We start from the raw sequence: 17,354 nt of genomic DNA, 5'->3' as shown, positions 1-17,354 counted from the left end.
TAACCGCGCTTTTATGTTTAACATAAGCGCGGTTATTTTTTATCCATAATTCAATAAAAGTTGGCCCCAATACTATGACTATCAATCGTAAACCTATTTTTAGACGTGTTCTTCTCAAATTAAGTGGTGAAGCTTTAATGGGAGACGAAGGCTTCGGCATCGATCCTAAAGTTTTAGACCGTATGGCACAAGAAATTAAAGAGCTAGTAGAGCTCGACGTAGAAGTGGGTTTAGTTATTGGTGGAGGTAACTTTTTACGCGGTGGATCGCTTGCAGAAGCAGGTATGAATCGCGTTGTTGGTGACCATATGGGTATGCTTGCAACAGTTATGAATGGCCTTGCAATGCGTGACGCGCTGCATCGTGCATTTGTAAATTGTCGTTTAATGTCGGCTATCCCATTAAATGGTGTGTGTGATGCATATAACTGGGCTGAAGCAATTAGCTTATTAAAAACGGGCCGCGTTGTTATTTTTGCAGCGGGTACGGGTAATCCATTCTTCACGACTGATTCTGCAGCGTGTTTACGCGGTATCGAAATTGAAGCGGATACAGTAATTAAAGCAACGAAAGTGGATGGCGTGTACAGTGATGACCCTGTAAAAAACCCAGAAGCGACGCTTTATCGCCACTTAAGCTACAATGAAATCATCGATAAAGAATTAAAAGTTATGGATTTAGCGGCATTTACTCTAGCCCGCGATCACAATATGCCGTTGAGCGTATTTAACATGAATAAATCAGGCGCGCTAAAACGCGTAATTATGGGTGAAGAAGAAGGAACACTTATTTCTTCACAAGCCTCAGATGAAATAATCAAATAATTAGGATTAAACCGTGATTAACGATATTCAAAAAGACGCGCAAGCGCGCATGCAAAAAAGTGTAACTGCACTAGGTAGCCAATTATCTAAAATTCGTACTGGCCGCGCACATCCAGCTATCTTAGATGGCATTATGGTGTCGTACTACGGTGCACCAACGCCTTTAAACCAAGTTGCTAACGTGACAATTGAAGATTCTCGTACACTTGCTATTGGTGTATTTGATAAGTCTTTGGCGCAAGCTGTTGAAAAAGCGATTATGGCGTCTGACTTAGGCTTAAACCCTATGTCAGCAGGTACTGTTATTCGTGTACCACTTCCTCCACTTACAGAAGAGCGTCGTAAAGACTTAATCAAAATTGTACGCGCTGAAGTTGAAGGAGGTCGTGTTGCTATTCGTAATATTCGTCGCGATGCTAATGGCGATGTGAAAGCGTTATTAAAAGATAAAGACATATCAGAAGATGAAGCGCGTCAATCAGATGATGCGATTCAAAAACTTACTGATAAGTTTATTAAAGAAATGGATACGCTATTAGCTGCCAAAGAAACTGAATTGATGGAAATCTAGGCAACTAAAATTATTAGTTTTGAAACGCCGTCTGGGGTATACTAGGCGGCGTTTTTTTATGGAATATTCAATATTTATGGTTCTAGACGCTGACACAATTTCACAGCAATGTTTACCTAAACATGTTGCCATCATAATGGATGGTAATGGACGTTGGGCGCAAGCTAGAAATAGACCTCGTGTATACGGGCATAAAAAAGGCGTGGATGCCGTTCGTCAGTCTGTTCAGTTTTGCACTAAGTTAGGGATACAATCGTTAACTTTATTTGCTTTTAGCAGTGAAAACTGGCGCCGACCTGAGGATGAAGTGAATACGTTAATGGAGCTTTTTTTGTTTGTTTTAACAAAAGAAGTTAAAAAGCTTCACAAAAACAATGTAAAACTGACCATTATTGGAGACTTATCACGATTCTCGGAGAGCTTGCGTAGTAAAGTATATTCCGCACAAGCGTTGACTGAGAATAACACCGGGCTGCACTTAAATGTTGCAGCTAATTATGGTGGTCGTTGGGATATGGCTAATGCAGCTAAGCAACTTGCGTTGCAAGTAGAAAAAGGCACACTTAACGCCGAAGATATTACCGAAGAGCGTTTAGCGCAGCATATGAGCATGGCAGATCAGGCAGAACCTGATTTACTTATTCGCACTGGTGGCGATGTTCGTATTAGTAACTTTTTATTATGGCAAGCCGCTTACGCAGAACTTTACTTTACCGACACACTTTGGCCTGATTTTAATGAAGCAGCATTTGCTGAGGCCATTGCGTGTTACGTTGCCAGAGAGCGACGTTTTGGTTGTACGGGCGAACAAATAAAACAATTACTCGCTCAAACCTAAATAGAATAAGGGTCACAATTTTGTTAAAACAACGCATTTTAACCTCGCTCGTGCTAGCGCCTTTAGCATTAGCATTGGTTTTTTATACACCGCTTACGTTATTTAGTTATTTTGCAGGTGCAATAGTATTATTAGGTGCATGGGAATGGTCTGCATTTATGGGCCTGTGTGACAAACTCAAAAGAAGTGCTTTTGTACTTTTAGTTGCGGCTTTACTCGCAGTGCTCAACTTACATTGGCCAATTGAAGCTTTATGGCAAAATGGTAAATTAGTGGGTGATGCAAATTATTTATTTACACTTGCATTTGCTTGGTGGATTGTTGCCAGTTATTTAGTATGGCGTTATCCCGCTATGGCTAAAGCTTGGAATGAAGGCCTCGTGATGCGAGGCATCGCTGGTTTACTAACGCTTGTGCCATTGTGGCTTGCACTTAATACCTTACGTAGTGCGCAGTATGCTGAATCTGCTCATTTTGGTTCTATGCTGATTTTAGTCGTTTTAGGTATTGTGTGGAGCGCTGATGTGGGTGCCTACTTTACCGGGAAAAGTTTTGGTAAGCATAAATTGATGCCTAAAGTGAGCCCAAATAAAACAATTGAAGGGCTCGCCGGTGGTGTCGTTGCTGCTGTTATTTTTGTCTTAATATTTTGTCATTTCACCGATGTTGATTTAGTTGTTTGGCCTGTATACGCCATTATGACCGCTTTGATTGCGTTGTTTTCTGCTGTAGGTGACTTACTCGAAAGCATGTTTAAACGCGAAGCTGGCTTAAAAGACAGTGGTAATTGTTTACCTGGTCACGGTGGGATTTTAGATAGAATTGATAGCTTAACCGCTGCGGCTCCAATGTTTGTTATGTGTTATGCATGGACGCTGAGTTTATGAGCCCAAAGCAACAACTGGTTATTTTAGGTGCAACAGGGTCTATTGGCTTAAGCACATTAGATGTTGTATCGCTAAATAAAGAACTATTTGATGTTTTTGCTTTAACCGCCGGACAAAATGCAAAAAAAATGGCTGCGTTATGCATAGAGCATGAACCTGTATATGCAGTTATGGCTTCGCAAACGGCTGCTGAGCAGTTGTCATCGTATTTAACTAATACTCAGTGTAAAACTAAAGTAAGGCATGGCGAGCAAGCTATGAGTGACGTGTGTGCTTATCCTAATGTTGATGTTGTTATGTCGGCAATTGTAGGTGCTGCTGGTTTATTGCCAACATTAAGTGCAGTAGAAGCAGGTAAAAAAGTACTGCTTGCCAATAAAGAATCACTTGTGATGTCTGGCCAGTTGTTTATTGACAAAGTTAAACAACATAAAGCAACTTTACTACCAATTGATAGCGAACATAATGCTATTTTTCAATGTCTACCTTCTTCGTTACAAAATGCCAAAGGCGATCAAAATTTACAGCAACATGGCGTAAGTAAAATTTTGCTTACCGGTTCTGGTGGCCCATTTTTAACCCGTGATATAAATACGTTAAAAGATGTCACTGTTAGCGAAGCAGTCGCTCACCCTAATTGGTCTATGGGTCAAAAAATATCAGTAGATTCGGCCACTATGATGAACAAAGGCTTGGAGTTTATTGAAGCCAAGTGGTTATTCAATTGTGACACCAGTGATATTGATGTAGTTATTCATCCGCAAAGCATTATTCATTCAATGGTGCAGTACCACGACGGTTCTATTTTAGCGCAAATGGGTAACCCTGATATGCGCACTCCTATTGCCCATGCACTTGCATATCCTGAGCGAATTAATGCGGGTGTAAAGCCTCTCAATTTCTCTGATATTACAGACTTTTCATTTACCAAGCCTGATTACGCCCGTTATCCTAATTTACAACTTGCGGTTGATGCATGTAGTGCAGGGCAAGGTGCTACAACGACAGTAAATGCAGCGAATGAAATAACAGTAAACGCGTTCTTAAATGGTAAAATTGGTTTTACCGATATATACAAAATAAATGCACAAACACTTGAAGCTGCAACGTACACCAATGTGCAAAGCTTAGATGAAATTTTAGAGTGCGATAAATTAGCGCGGATTAGCGCTTTGCAATTTATAACAAAAGTGGCGCATTAATATGTTTGATTTTTTTTGGAACCTAGGCTCATTTATTTTAGCGCTTGGTATTTTAGTGGCCATACATGAGTACGGCCATTTTTGGGTTGCGCGCAAAATGGGCGTTAAAGTACTGCGTTTTTCAATTGGTTTTGGTAAACCACTTATAAGATGGCACGATAAATATAATACTGAATACGTAATTGCAGCAATACCACTAGGCGGTTATGTAAAAATGCTTGATGAGCGTGTTGATGAAGTACCACAAAACCAACGTCACTTATCGTTTAATGCTAAATCGGTTCAAGCGCGTATTGCTATTGTTGCAGCGGGTCCTATGGCAAACTTTTTGTTTGCTATTTTTGCACTTGCTGCCATGTATATGGTGGGTGTGCAATCGGTTAAGCCAGTTGTTGGCAGCGTTACTGAAGGGAGTCGAGCGGAGCAGGCGGGCATAATGCCAAGCCAGCATATTATTAAAATTGGCGATGACGATATAACAACGTGGCAAGATGCTACATTTGCACTAATGTCGAGCTTAGGTGAGGAAAGCGTTGAGGTTACGGTTCGTGATAAAAATCTACAACCACGTATTAAAACGCTTAATTTAGATGGTTGGAAACTTGATCAGCAAGATGTTCCGCCACTGAGTTCGTTAGGTATTGTTCCATTTAGACCTCAGGCAACACTGACTATTGCCGCAGTGACTGAAAATTCAGCAGCAAAACAAGCAGATTTGAAGGTTAATGACACTATTTTGGCTGTAAATGGCGAAACAATAAGCAGTTGGCAGCAATTAGTTAATCTTATTACGCAATCGGCTAACAAATCTTTACAATTTAGTGTAAAAAGACAAGATAGTATAAAAAGCATTACAGTAACCCCGCAAAGCCGCCTTGATAATAGCGGTATTGAACAGGGCTTTTTGGGCGTAGCACCGGTTGTTCAACAATGGCCAGAAGGGTATGTAGAGACTAGACAATACGGCCCTCTTGACAGCATTGTCCGAGGCACAAAAGAAACATGGCGCTTGATTACTCTTAGCTTTGACATGATAGGTAATTTAATTACAGGCCAAGTTTCTGTTAAAAATTTAAGTGGTCCGGTGGGCATTGCAGTCGGTGCTGGAACTAGCGTAAGCTATGGCTTAGTTGCATTTTTAAGCTTCTTAGCCTTGATTAGCGTTAACTTGGGTGTATTTAATTTATTACCCTTGCCAGTGCTTGATGGTGGACACTTAATGTATTACATAATTGAACTTTTTCGTAAAAAGCCAGTCTCTGAAAAGACACAAGAGTTTGGTTTTAAAGTGGGAGCCTTGCTACTCATTTTTCTAACATGTTTCGCTTTGTTCAATGATGTATCACGTTTGTAGCTACAGCGTGACAATTACTAATTAGAACACGATTGTAAAGCATCATTAATTTTAGGTGCTAAGCGGTAATACAGTTGTATAGGATAAAGATAATAAAATGGCTATAAAAAAACATTTGGCAGTTTCAAGTTTATTGGGTGCAAGCTTTGCAGCACTGGGCCAAACTTCCTTTATTGTTGAAGATCTTAAAGTTGAAGGCTTACAGCGCGTAGCACTGGGTGCTGCATTAACGCATATTCCTATCAATGTGGGCGATAATGTTGACGACTATACGATTTCAAAAACAATAAAGTCACTTTACCGCTCTGGTCACTTTGACAACATAAAAGCACTTCGTGATGGCAATAATGTTATTTTTAAAGTAACAGAACGTCCTACGATTAGCTTTATTGAGTTTGAAGGCAATAAAGATATAAAAGACGAGCAACTTAATGAGTCGCTTGAACAACAAGATATTCGCCAAGGTGAACCGCTTGATAAAACTGTTATCGATAATATCGAAAAAGGGTTAGTTGAGTTCTTCCACAGTATTGGTAAATACAACGCTAAAGTTGATATTAGTGTAACTAAATTACCACGTAACCGCGTTAAGCTTAAATTAGAGTTTGATGAAGGTGATGCCGCCTCCATCCGCCAAATAAACTTGGTAGGTAACGAACTTTTTTCTAATGAAGACTTATTAAAGCTTGCCGAGTCACAACAAGATTTACCGTGGTGGCAATTTATGGGCAGCGACCGTTACCAAAAGCAAACGGTTGAAGGCGATTTAGAAAAAATTCGCAGCTTTTATTTAGACCGTGGTTACTTACGATTTAATATCGATTCAACACAAGTGTCAGTAAGTCCAGAACGTGAGTCAGTATATGTTACAGCCAACTTAACTGAAGGCGTAAAATACAAAGTTAAGGGTTTTGATTTTATTGGTGACTTACTTGGCCGCGAAGACTTAATTAAAAGTGTTATTCCACTTCGTGCAGGCGAGTTATATAACGGTTCAGTAGTAACGTCTTCTGAAGAGTTTATTAAAAGTTACTTAGCACGTTTTGGCTACGCAAATGCTGAAGTACGTACTATTCCAGAGATTGACGACGAAAAGCAAGAAGTGCAATTAACGTTGTCGGTTAATCCGGGTAAACGTGTTTATGTGCGTCGTATTATTGTTGGTGGTAACCAAAATACGGCTGATGAAGTACTTCGCCGTGAAATGACACAACTTGAAGGCGCTTGGTTATCTAATCAAAACCTAGAGCGTTCAAAACTACAAATTCAACGTTTGGCCTACATGGAAAAAGTTGATTTTAATGTAGTGCCAGTCCCTGGTGTGGATGATCAAGTAGATGTTGATTTTACAGTAAAAGAGCAATCAGCCGGTAGCTTTAATGCCGGTTTGGCATATGGTTCTTACCAAGGCTTACAATTTAATATTGGTGTGACAGAATCTAACTTTTTAGGTACTGGTAACCAAATTGGATTCAATATTAATACCTCTAAGGGTTCTGAACGTGTAAGTTTATCGTACACTGACCCTTACTTTACGCCTGATGGTGTATCACAAGGTAGTAGTATTTTTTACAGTAACTATGATGCGAGTGCCTTTAGCCTTGTTGACTACAAATCGAAAAGTTACGGTATCGGTACAAATATAGGTTTCCCAATTGATGCGATTAATCGTATTAACTTTGGTGTGCGCTGGATCAAAGAAGAGCTATCGGATATTGCTGAGTATGAGCAAACACGAGTATTGCGTGAAACATTCTTAGATCCGGAAAACCCAGATGCTGGTTTCGATTTTAATAAATATGAGCTAAGTGTAGGTTGGTCGCGCGTTACTGTTAACCGAGGTTTATTTCCAACAGCGGGCTCACGTCAAACACTTAACCTAACTGCGACAACGCCAAATTCTGATCTTCAGTACTTTAAACTGAATTACGATTCACGTTTTTATTGGCCTATATCAAATGACCACCGTTGGGTATTTTCAACGCGTGCAGCGCTTGGTTATGGTAACGGTTACGGTTCAACAAATGGTTATGATCAAACATTACCATTTCAAGAATACTTTCGTATAACTGAAATGGAACTTCGTGGCTTTGACCGTAATACAATATTACCACGTGCTGTATCGCGTATACCGCAGTCTATTCCGGGTACACCGGGCACAGACGGTGCTACAACAGGCACTATAGGCGGTGCGTCTGAGTTTGATGTATTAATACCTCAAGGTCGAATTGGTGGTAATGCTAAAGCGGTAGCTGGAATGGAACTAATTGTTCCTACGCCATTCTTAGATGAAGAAAATACCAGTTCTGTCCGTACGAGTTTCTTTGTTGATGCGGCAAACGTTTGGGATACTGAATTTAATGTAGATCGCTTTCAAAACTTAGGTGTTGATGAGCGTGCCAAATTAGATGATTATTCAGATCCGCTGCGTTTTAGGATTTCAACCGGTTTATCATTACAGTGGATCTCTCCAATGGGTCCTATGCTGATAAGTTTTGCGTATCCATTGCAAAAAGAAGAAGATGACGATACGAAAACCATCAGTTTTAATATTAGTAACACTTTTTAAAGGAGCTTTTTATGAAAAAATTATTTAAATCAACAGCAGTAGCTGTTTTAGCAACACTTATTATGGGAACTTCTGCGAGTGCACTTGCACATAAAGTAGGTATCGTAGATATGCAGGAAATTTATAAACAAATTCCTCAAATGGCAAAAATCGAACAGTCTTTGCAAACCGAGTTTGCTGAGCGCCGTCAAGAACTTGAAAAGTTACAAGGTGATATTCGCTTTGAAGCTGAAAAGTTTAAGCGTGAAAGCACAACGATGAGCCAAGTTCAAAAAGATGCACTACGTGACAAAATTCAAGGTATGCAAAAAAACCTTGCTGAACAAGGTCGTCCTTTAGAGCAAGAAATTAAAGCACGCCAAAACCAAGAACTTGCTAAAGTTCAGGGTGTTATTATTAAAACAATTGAAGAAATTGCTAAAGATGGCGACTTTGATGAAGTTAAAGTAAAAGACACGACAATTTACTTTAACCCTAAAGAAGTTACCGATCTTTCATCTAAAGTTGTAGCCGCTGTTAGTAAGAAATAATCACTCCATGCAAAATTATACGCTTTCGCAAATTGCGGAACTTCTAGGCGCCGAACTTCAGGGTGATGGCGCTTTAGAAATAAAAAAAATAGCGACACTTGCAAATGCCCATTCTGGGCATATTGCATTTTTAGCGAACTCAAAATATCGATCGCAACTTGAGACTACTCAAGCTAGTGCTGTAATAGTAAGCCAAGCCGATGCACAGTACTTTAATGGCAGTAAAATTATTGTTGCTAATCCGTATGTAAGTTACGCTAAATTAGCGCAATTTATGGATACCACTCCACGCTCAGCCTCGACGGGTATTCATCCAAGTGCCACTGTCCATTCAACAGCGATCGTTAGTGACAGCGCGGCTATTGGTGCTAACGCAGTCATTGAAGCTGGTGCAGTGATAGGTGACAATGCGCAAATTGGTCCGAACAGTTTTATCGGGGAACGTGTTAAAATTGGTTCTGGCACTAAGCTTTGGCCTAGTGTGACTATTTATCACGAGGTCGAAATTGGTACAGATTGTTTGTTTCAAGCAAATAGTGTTATAGGTAGCGATGGGTTTGGTTATGCGAACGAACGCGGGCAGTGGGTTAAAATACCCCAGCTAGGTTCTGTGATCATAGGTGACAAAGTTGAAGTGGGTGCTAGCACAACAATTGATCGTGGCGCACTGGACAACACCATCATCCATAGCAATGTTATTATCGATAATCAATGTCAAATAGCGCACAACGTTGAAGTTAATTCAGGCACCGCAATTGCGGGCTGCACTGTACTTGCTGGAAGCGTTACCATTGGCAAAAACTGTCAAATTGGTGGCATGGTTGCAATTAATGGTCACATGTCTGTATGTGATGGTGTTATAATTACCGGCATGAGTATGGTGACAAAATCAATCACCGAACCAGGTATTTACTCATCTGGTATGCCCCATACAACAAACAAAGAATGGCGTAAATCAATAGCTCACTTGCGTAACCTTTCAGATATGAAATCTCGTCTTAAAGCGCTTGAAGCATTGGCTAAGTCATAAACGTTGAACACTAATAAGGATGCTATTTTGGCAAACGAATTAAATAGCCTTGATATTCAAGAAATTTTAGCTTTATTACCGCACCGTTATCCGATGCTATTAATAGATCGTGTTATTGACTTTACTCCTGGTAAATCTTTACATGCTATTAAAAATGTTTCTATAAACGAACCTATTTTTACTGGGCACTTTCCAAATCAGCCTATTTTTCCAGGTGTGTTAATTTTAGAAGCAATGGCTCAGGCAACGGGCTTACTTGGTTTTAAAACGGTTGAAAATCGTAGCGAAAACGAGCTTTACTTGTTTGCAGCAGTCGATAATGCGCGTTTTAAGCAACCGGTAATTCCTGGTGATACAATGCATCTTCATGTTGAGTTCTTAAAGGAACGTCGCAACATTTGGAAATTTTCGGCAGAAGCAAGAGTCGACGGCAAAATAGTATGTAGTGCCGAAATTATGTGTGCTAGAAGAGAGTTTTAATAGTGATCCATTCTACAGCAATAATCGAACCTGGCGCTAAACTAGGCAACAATGTCTCAGTTGGTCCGTATAGTTATATTGGCAATGATGTTGTTATCGGTGATAACTGTATTATTGAGTCTCACGTTGTTGTTAAAGGGCCATCAACTATTGGCGCTGGCAATCATATTTTTCAGTTTGCGTCTGTAGGCGAAGCCTGCCAAGACAAAAAATACAACAACGAGCCAACCACATTAATCATGGGTGATAACAACGTTATCCGTGAATGTGCCACTATTCACCGTGGTACGATTCAAGACCAAGGCGTTACTAAAATTGGTAGTAATAATTTGTTTATGGCTTATACACACGTTGCACATGACGCGGTAATTGGCGATAACGTAATTTTTGCTAACAATGCAAGTGTGGCTGGTCATGTACATGTAGGCGATTGGGTTATCTTAGGTGGTAATTCGGGAGTTCATCAGTTTTGTAAAATCGGCGCACATGCATTTATTGGCATGTATTCTGGTGTTAACAAAGATGTACCACCATTTGTTACTACCATTGGTATGCCAGCAGGCCCTGCAGCTATCAATAAAGAAGGCATGAAACGCCGTGGTTTTGAAAGTGACGAAATTATGGCTGTACGCCGTGCATATAAAGCATTTTATCGTAAGAGCCTAGGTGTTGAAGAAGCTATTGAGTCGCTTAGTGAAGATGCTGCAAAGTATCCTGCAGTGCAGTTGATGATCTACTTTGTTAAAGGTTCTGAGCGCGGTATTGTCAGATAACGGCTTCTTAATTAAAAAAACCACCTTAGAGAAATCGAAGGTGGTTTTTATTATTTAAAGTTTACTGTCGCGTTAGTTCAAACATTTGATTTTCAGAACCAGCGCTGCAAGTCCATTGCAATAGATTTGCCCCGTCATTTGCTTTATTTCCCTCAACATCAAAACAAAGTTCACTATTACGATTTATTATCCGCCATTTTCCTGTACCAGCGGCTTGGAATCTAAATTGTTGATTATAACTACCGGTATATGTGTACAGAGCAATGTTTGCACCATTAACCGTTGAATTAGCGGCTACATCAAGGCCCTTTGATGGAGCATTAACTGGTGAAATTCTATGCCAAATACCATCGACCGTTGATATATTGAATTTTTGACAATCGTTATTTAACCATGACCATTGCGATATGTTAGCACCATTGCTATTTGCACAATTAGCTACATCAAGTGATTTAGCACTGTGCTTAGGTGTAACCCTGTATACGCCATTAACTAGGGTATTAGTGACTGAACTACCTGAGTCGTTATAGCCATTGTAAACCTCAAATTCAGCAACTCTCGGTGTTGAGTTTGAAGAGTTAATAACAAAACTGACTTTTGACAAATTTACACTCGAAAAGGTGATTACATTAGGTACAGCCCCGCCATTAGCGAGCGTTGTGCCTGTATCGTAATTAACCAGCGACCATGAAGTAATATTTCCTTGAGCACCTGACGCTTCAATAATCTTTACAGCATTAATTGTCGTATTTAAGTTTTTAATATTTATTGTGCCAGTAGATGAATTTGGCGACCAGTAAGTGGATGTATCTCCATCTTTAACATTACCATAACTTGTACCGCTGGCTTTAGAGCTGCCATCTACACCTGCAGCCAAAGCAAGATTTTCCCCTGAAGGAGTCGGCTCAGGTGGATTTGTTGGATCCGTAGGCTCAGTTGGATCTGTGGGCTCAGTCGTACCACATTCACCATTTGACTCTTTTAAGCCCTTATTTGCACCTGCGGTTGCTGCAATAATTGCAGGAACACACTGAGTATTATCCAGTTGATAGTTATAAGGTATACTAATAGAAGTAGTTGATGAAGGATTTGGGCCTGCTGGGTGAAGCTTACTTTCATCTTCAGACCAATCAATATTGTCCCAGATATTACCGCTTACTTGCCAATATCCCATATCGTTAGTGTAAAAAGTACCTAGTGGGTCTTTAGAGTCTTGAAAGTAGTTATTTTCAGCACGCATCTTACCACCTATGCGTGGATTCATCCCAGATGACTGTATGCCACTATAGTAGTTATTATAAGCATGGGCTGTTGCGTGTCTGAGTAAAGGTGTTCGTGAATTTATATTTTGATAGTAGTTATGATGAAATGTTACTGGGCCATTAGCATCATCGCTGTCGCTTGAGCCAACCAAACCACCTCGACCTGAATTACGCAAAATACTATAAGATAAAGTTACGTATTTTGTATTATTTTTCATATCAAAAAGTGCATCATAGCCACTGCTTTCACCACCACTTGCTTCAAGTGTTACATGGTCAACCCATACATTTCGAACATTAGATTCCATACCAATTGCATCACCTCCGTTTGAGGTTGGTGAGCCTGATTTTTTTACATTTCGTACATGAACATTTTGAATAATAATGTTTGACGAAGAACGAATATGGATACCGAGTTGGTCAAATAAAGCACCACTGCCAACACCAATAATAGAAACGTTACTAATTTCTTTTAGTTCAATTAAGTCAGGACCAGTGTTACAGCTATCACCAGATACCTTGCTTGTATTACCATGATTAATTGTGCCTTCAACTTGAATGATAATTGGTGTATCACTCGATGCACGATTACATAAAGCTTGGTGTATTTGAGTTCCTGTTGTTGCATATACAACATCACCACCGGCACCACCTGTTGTATTACCGTTTGTTGAAGCATATCCAGATGCATTTGCAGCTAGGGCACTGCCGCCATAAATTGCGGCTAATATTGCAGTTGTGTGTAAAGAGTATTTTAAAATATTAGTTTTTTTCATTTTAACTCCAATTAAAATGGTTTTCAGTGTAAAAACTTTTGTATTTAAGACTGCAGTGATCATTAACAAGTTTTATTCTTGAACTACAAATGCCACCGGTGGCATATTCACTTTAAATAATAATAATAACAATAAGTAAAAAGGATTAGATGAAGCGATCTTTTTTGCAATAATTAATTTACAATAAAATAACATATAAATATCATGCATTTAAAAAAGTGTGTATATTTGTAATCACAGCCTTTTTTTTGTAATCGACTAAGAAATACTTCATTTTGGGCCTGTTTATCTTTCGAGGCTGAACTTGCAGCAGTAAGCTTGGTGTTTAGACAAGACAGGGCCTATGTAGTGCGGTGTTCCCCATAAATAGGCGATAACGTAGAATAAATGCCAAACATGCGCTGCTCGTATGGTTTTGCCCAGGGGCAATTTAATTTGTTGAATTGCTCAAAATTTATGCAGTTTGGTTTAAGCAGTACTGTTTAACTGAAAAAACTAAAAATGGAATTGTTACTTAACCTGAACTCTGGTTAAAGGATTTATTATCCAAAGTTCAGGTGACTTTAACTAAAACCGAGTAGTGAGCGCCACATAGTTGGGATAAGTGCCACTGAGCTCTTTATGAGAGCCTTGCGCAACTACTTTGCCGTCTTCTAACCACACAACATTATCCATTTGAGCAAGTAGAGCGGGATCGTGCGTAATTGTCAGCACGCTCGCGTTATCCATAACATGCATTATTGCTTGCATTACTCCTTGCTTAGATTGATTATCAAGACCTTCTGTTGGTTCATCAAGAACCAAAAAAGCAGGTTTTTTAAGTAATGCTTGGGCAATTGCTATACGCCTAGATTGACCTTGCGACACGTTACGCCCGCCAGTGCCTAATCGTGTTTTTAAACCTTCTTTTAGTTCATTAAACCATGGGCTTAATTGAGCTAATGCGAGCGCTTCAATCATTTGCTCTTTAGTTGCATTTGGCGCGGCATAACGTAAGTTTTCACTTAATGTGCCATCAAAAATATGGTGCTGCTGGGCGAGTATATTTATAACATTTGCGCGTATATCATTATTTAACGAATGTAAGTCAACAACGCTATTTTGATTGTTTAGCGCTATGCTGCCTTGTTGCAAAGGCCATAAACCAGTAAGTAAATTTACAAGCGTCGTTTTACCGCTGCCGCTTCTACCTACAATTGCTACCTTTTGCTGGGGCTTTAGTTCAAAACTGATATTGGTTAGCGCTGTTTGTTCACCATATTGGTAGCTAATATTGTTAAGTACTAACGTGTGGTTTTGCGCGCTAAAGTTTTCATCAACGTCTATATGTGTGCTTTCAATTTGCGAACTAGCAGCCTTATCTTCAAGTGTAAACAATCGCTCTGCTGCTTTTAAAACACTCGGAAGCTCTATAAACGCATTGGGTAGTAGCAATACACTTTCAAAGCTTGCCAGTACAAATAAACTCAACATAGCAAGCTCTACATTTACCATACTGTTTGCGTAAACCAGTGGCACTATGGTTACTATGCTAGCAAGCATGGCTAATTGAACAACCAACAAGCTTAACCCATCAGAGTTTGCCAATGCTTTGTGGCGAATAAATAATTGCTGATTGTACTGCTCGCTTAATTCGTCGCACTTATTAAGCTGCTGCGAACGGGCTTGATAAATACTAAGCTCTCTAAGGCCTGTGAGTGTATCTGAAAGCTCAGAGCGAAGTTGTGCACTAAGTTGTGTTTCTTTGTGGCTGTTTTTAGTGAGCTTTGCGCTAAGTAGGGCAGGTATAACCACACCAATAAGTATAATGCCAGTAAAGCAAATAAGGGCTACGTTACCATTATAGGCCGACATAAACAGCATGATGATTGGCACACTTAAAAGGGCAACCAACATAGGCAGTAAAACGTTTAAATAAAATTTGTCGAGTGCGTCAACATCGTTTTGTAATCGGTTAACTAAATCAGCGCTGCGGCTCATTGCTAAATCAACATTGTTAAGCTTACTTAACGTTGCAAATACATTGTTACGTATTTCACTTAGTAATAAAAACGTGGCGTTATGAGTAACTAGGCGTTCGCCATAGCGCGATGCTGTTCGTACAATGGCTAAAAACCGAATGGTGCCCGCTGGGGTAAAGTAATTCATTTGTACGCCCGCAATACCAGCAGCGGCCATTGATGCTAAAAACCAGCCAGATATAGCCAACAGGCCCACATTAGCTAATACCGTAATCGTCGCTAAAAATGTACCCAATAGCATAGCTTTGTAATGAGGAGCACAAAGCTTTAATAAGCGAATAAAATTACGCATGTGACACCCCTTGTTCAGCCGTTTTTAGTAAGTCAGCAAATGCACCATTTTGCGCTACAAGTGTTTCAAAGTGACCTTGCTCAGCTATTTTTCCATCGTGCATCACAATGATATTGCTGGCATGTTTAACGGTATTTAGTCTATGGGCAATAACTAACACTAAGTTGTTTTTAGCATATTCATTAATAGCATCTTGAATAAGCAGCTCTGTTTGGCTATCAAGGTGCGCTGTGGGCTCATCAAGCACTAAGACTGGTGCTTGTTTTATAAATGCGCGAGCCAGTGCAATACGTTGTTTTTGACCGCCAGAAAGTCCTTCGCCTTGCTCACCTATCAGTGTGTTAAAACCATCGGGTAGGGTATTTATAAATTCAAGCACACTAGCTTGCTCTGCTGCATGTTCAAGCTCTTGCTGTGTGGCAGTGGGTTTGGCCAATTTAATGTTGGCAGCAATGGTGTCGTAAAACAGCGTCGCTTTTTGTGGAATCCATGCAATATTATTTTGCAAGTAAGTAATATCGGTTGCACTTAAACTCTGCTCATTAATAGATAGGTGCTTAATTACCTCAGGGTGAAACCCTAATAGACAATCAAACAATGTACTTTTACCTGAGCCACTACTGCCCACAACGGCAATTAAGCCTTTATTTGGTAGTGTTAAATTTATATTTTTAATGCCTTCGTTACTATCTGGGTATATAAAATTAAGGTCGGTAATACTTATTGAGTTAATTGTATTTAAAGTTAAATTGTTTTCAGGTGTGCTTGTAGCCACTAACGCATTTACGTCACTTGGCAGTGGTGCATTTAAAATTGCAACCATATCGGCCGCCGCACTAATGCCTTGTAAGCGCGCATGATAATGGCTACCCAGCTGGCGCAGTGGTAAATAAAATTCAGGTGCTAAAAGCAGCACGACAAAGCCAGTTGCAAAATCAAGAGTACCAAAAAACAACCTAAAACCAATAATTACGGCAACGAGTGCCACGCTAATGGTAGCTAAAAACTCAAGTGCGAATGATGACAAAAATGCGATTTTTAAAACATCGAGTGTCGCGTGTCTAAAGTCGTCTGAAATTTTAGCTATTTGTTTAAGTTCGGTACGTGTTGCATTAAATAGCTTGAGTTGAGTTAAACCTTGTACGCGGTCAAAAAAGTAATTGCCTAGTACAGCAAGTTGCTTCCAGCGTTTTTGGTTTAAAGCCTCGGCTTTTGAGCCTACCAAAATCATGAAAAAAGGAATGAGCGGGCGGTTAATAAAAATATCAGCCCAGCTTTATAATCTGTCGGAAAAATAACAACCAATATTGCCAGCGGAATAAGCGCACTGTAAGCAACACCGGGTAAGTATTTAGCATAATAGTCGTGGAGTGCTTCAACGCCATTATGCAGGGTATTTAATGTAGCGCCTTGGCCGTGTTGTTCTATATAGCTTGGCCCAAGTAAACTGAGCTTATTTAAAAGGGTTTGGCGCATAGCCGATTTTATTTTAAGTGCAGCAAATGCACTCAAACGTTCACTTAGCGCCAAAAACACTGCGCGTAATAAAATAATGCCTGCTAAGGGCCATAGTAAATAAGTAACTTGGGCTAAGTTATTACCTTCAAACATTACATTATGAATAGCTTGAGCCAGTAAATAAGCACCTGCAATCATTAGTAATGCGTTAAAAGTACCCAATGCAATGCTTAACTTTAACCACACTGCAGCGAGTTTACTTTGACGCTTTAAAAAAGCGCGCAGTGATTGCTGCTGCGCGCGATCTGGTCGGGGGTTAGTCGTCATCTTTGGTCGAGTTATTTTCATTTAATAAATCATGCATAACTTGCTCATCATCAGCAATACTGTTTTTATTTTGATGAAACTCATACCACATTACATTTATTACACCTAAGGTACAGGCCAAAAGTACACCTAAAATCCAAGCGAAATACCACATAGTTTA

General features: G+C 39.8%; 14 protein-coding genes and 1 pseudogene. 11 read left to right on the top strand and 4 right to left on the bottom strand.

Translation table 11 applies throughout. From position 1 onward, the window contains the following. The first annotated feature begins 74 nt into the window (after positions 1 to 74). The 11 genes from pyrH (at position 75) to lpxA (ending at position 11,058) form a co-directional block, all read left to right on the top strand. The gene (pyrH, locus tag D172_RS12675; protein WP_008133874.1) at positions 75 to 824 is read left to right on the top strand and encodes a UMP kinase; all 750 of its coding nucleotides are present in this window, start codon (positions 75 to 77) and stop codon (positions 822 to 824) included. A gap of 49 nt (positions 825 to 873) precedes the next feature. Further along, positions 874 to 1,395 (top strand): ribosome recycling factor, encoded by a 522-nt coding sequence (frr, locus tag D172_RS12670; protein WP_370587472.1) that lies wholly within the window; start codon positions 874 to 876, stop codon positions 1,393 to 1,395. A gap of 58 nt (positions 1,396 to 1,453) precedes the next feature. Next, positions 1,454 to 2,233, top strand: a complete 780-nt coding sequence (locus tag D172_RS12665; protein ID WP_007376814.1) for an isoprenyl transferase — start codon at positions 1,454 to 1,456, stop codon at positions 2,231 to 2,233. 20 nt (positions 2,234 to 2,253) lie between these two features. Beyond that, complete coding sequence (locus D172_RS12660) at positions 2,254 to 3,120, top strand: phosphatidate cytidylyltransferase (RefSeq protein ID WP_007376813.1); 867 nt, start codon at positions 2,254 to 2,256, stop codon at positions 3,118 to 3,120. After that, entirely contained in the window at positions 3,117 to 4,322 is a 1,206-nt protein-coding gene (ispC, locus tag D172_RS12655) for a 1-deoxy-D-xylulose-5-phosphate reductoisomerase (RefSeq protein WP_007376812.1), read from the top strand. The genes D172_RS12660 and ispC overlap by 4 nt, the downstream gene beginning before the upstream one ends. A gap of 1 nt (position 4,323) precedes the next feature. Next, a complete protein-coding gene (rseP, locus tag D172_RS12650) occupies positions 4,324 to 5,676 on the top strand; it encodes a sigma E protease regulator RseP (protein ID WP_007376811.1) in 1,353 nt (450 codons plus the stop codon). A 97-nt stretch (positions 5,677 to 5,773) separates the two neighbouring features. Then, positions 5,774 to 8,245, top strand: a complete 2,472-nt coding sequence (gene bamA, locus D172_RS12645) for an outer membrane protein assembly factor BamA (protein WP_007376810.1) — start codon at positions 5,774 to 5,776, stop codon at positions 8,243 to 8,245. 11 nt (positions 8,246 to 8,256) lie between these two features. Then, positions 8,257 to 8,775 (top strand): OmpH family outer membrane protein, encoded by a 519-nt coding sequence (locus tag D172_RS12640; RefSeq protein ID WP_007376809.1) that lies wholly within the window; start codon positions 8,257 to 8,259, stop codon positions 8,773 to 8,775. A 7-nt stretch (positions 8,776 to 8,782) separates the two neighbouring features. Next, complete coding sequence (lpxD, locus tag D172_RS12635; protein WP_007376808.1) at positions 8,783 to 9,805, top strand: UDP-3-O-(3-hydroxymyristoyl)glucosamine N-acyltransferase; 1,023 nt, start codon at positions 8,783 to 8,785, stop codon at positions 9,803 to 9,805. A 27-nt stretch (positions 9,806 to 9,832) separates the two neighbouring features. Continuing rightward, positions 9,833 to 10,285: a 3-hydroxyacyl-ACP dehydratase FabZ gene (fabZ, locus tag D172_RS12630; protein ID WP_007376807.1), complete on the top strand. Its 453-nt coding sequence runs from the start codon at positions 9,833 to 9,835 to the stop codon at positions 10,283 to 10,285. 2 nt (positions 10,286 to 10,287) lie between these two features. Beyond that, on the top strand, positions 10,288 to 11,058 hold the full coding sequence (gene lpxA / locus D172_RS12625) for an acyl-ACP--UDP-N-acetylglucosamine O-acyltransferase (protein WP_007376806.1): 771 nt from the start codon (positions 10,288 to 10,290) through the stop codon (positions 11,056 to 11,058). A gap of 61 nt (positions 11,059 to 11,119) precedes the next feature. On the opposite strand, the gene D172_RS12620 is transcribed toward lpxA, so the two are convergent. The 4 genes and pseudogenes from D172_RS12620 to cydX form a co-directional block, all read right to left on the bottom strand. After that, positions 11,120 to 13,096: an RICIN domain-containing protein gene (locus D172_RS12620; protein ID WP_007376805.1), complete on the bottom strand. Its 1,977-nt coding sequence runs from the start codon at positions 13,094 to 13,096 to the stop codon at positions 11,120 to 11,122. Positions 13,097 to 13,663: 567 nt separating this feature from the next. Then, entirely contained in the window at positions 13,664 to 15,409 is a 1,746-nt protein-coding gene (gene cydC, locus D172_RS12615) for a thiol reductant ABC exporter subunit CydC (RefSeq protein ID WP_007376803.1), read from the bottom strand. Beyond that, a pseudogene (gene cydD / locus D172_RS12610) lies at positions 15,402 to 17,194 on the bottom strand (thiol reductant ABC exporter subunit CydD). Before cydD ends, cydC begins: the two are co-directional and overlap by 8 nt. Then, complete coding sequence (cydX, locus tag D172_RS12605; RefSeq protein WP_007376801.1) at positions 17,184 to 17,348, bottom strand: cytochrome bd-I oxidase subunit CydX; 165 nt, start codon at positions 17,346 to 17,348, stop codon at positions 17,184 to 17,186. Before cydX ends, cydD begins: the two are co-directional and overlap by 11 nt. Positions 17,349 to 17,354: the final 6 nt, after the last annotated feature.

This window comes from Pseudoalteromonas sp. Bsw20308 (assembly GCF_000310105.2).
GTDB lineage: Bacteria > Pseudomonadota > Gammaproteobacteria > Enterobacterales > Alteromonadaceae > Pseudoalteromonas > Pseudoalteromonas fuliginea.
The sequence above is the reverse complement of the archived record's forward strand: the minus strand, read 5'-3'. Positions and strand labels throughout refer to the sequence as shown.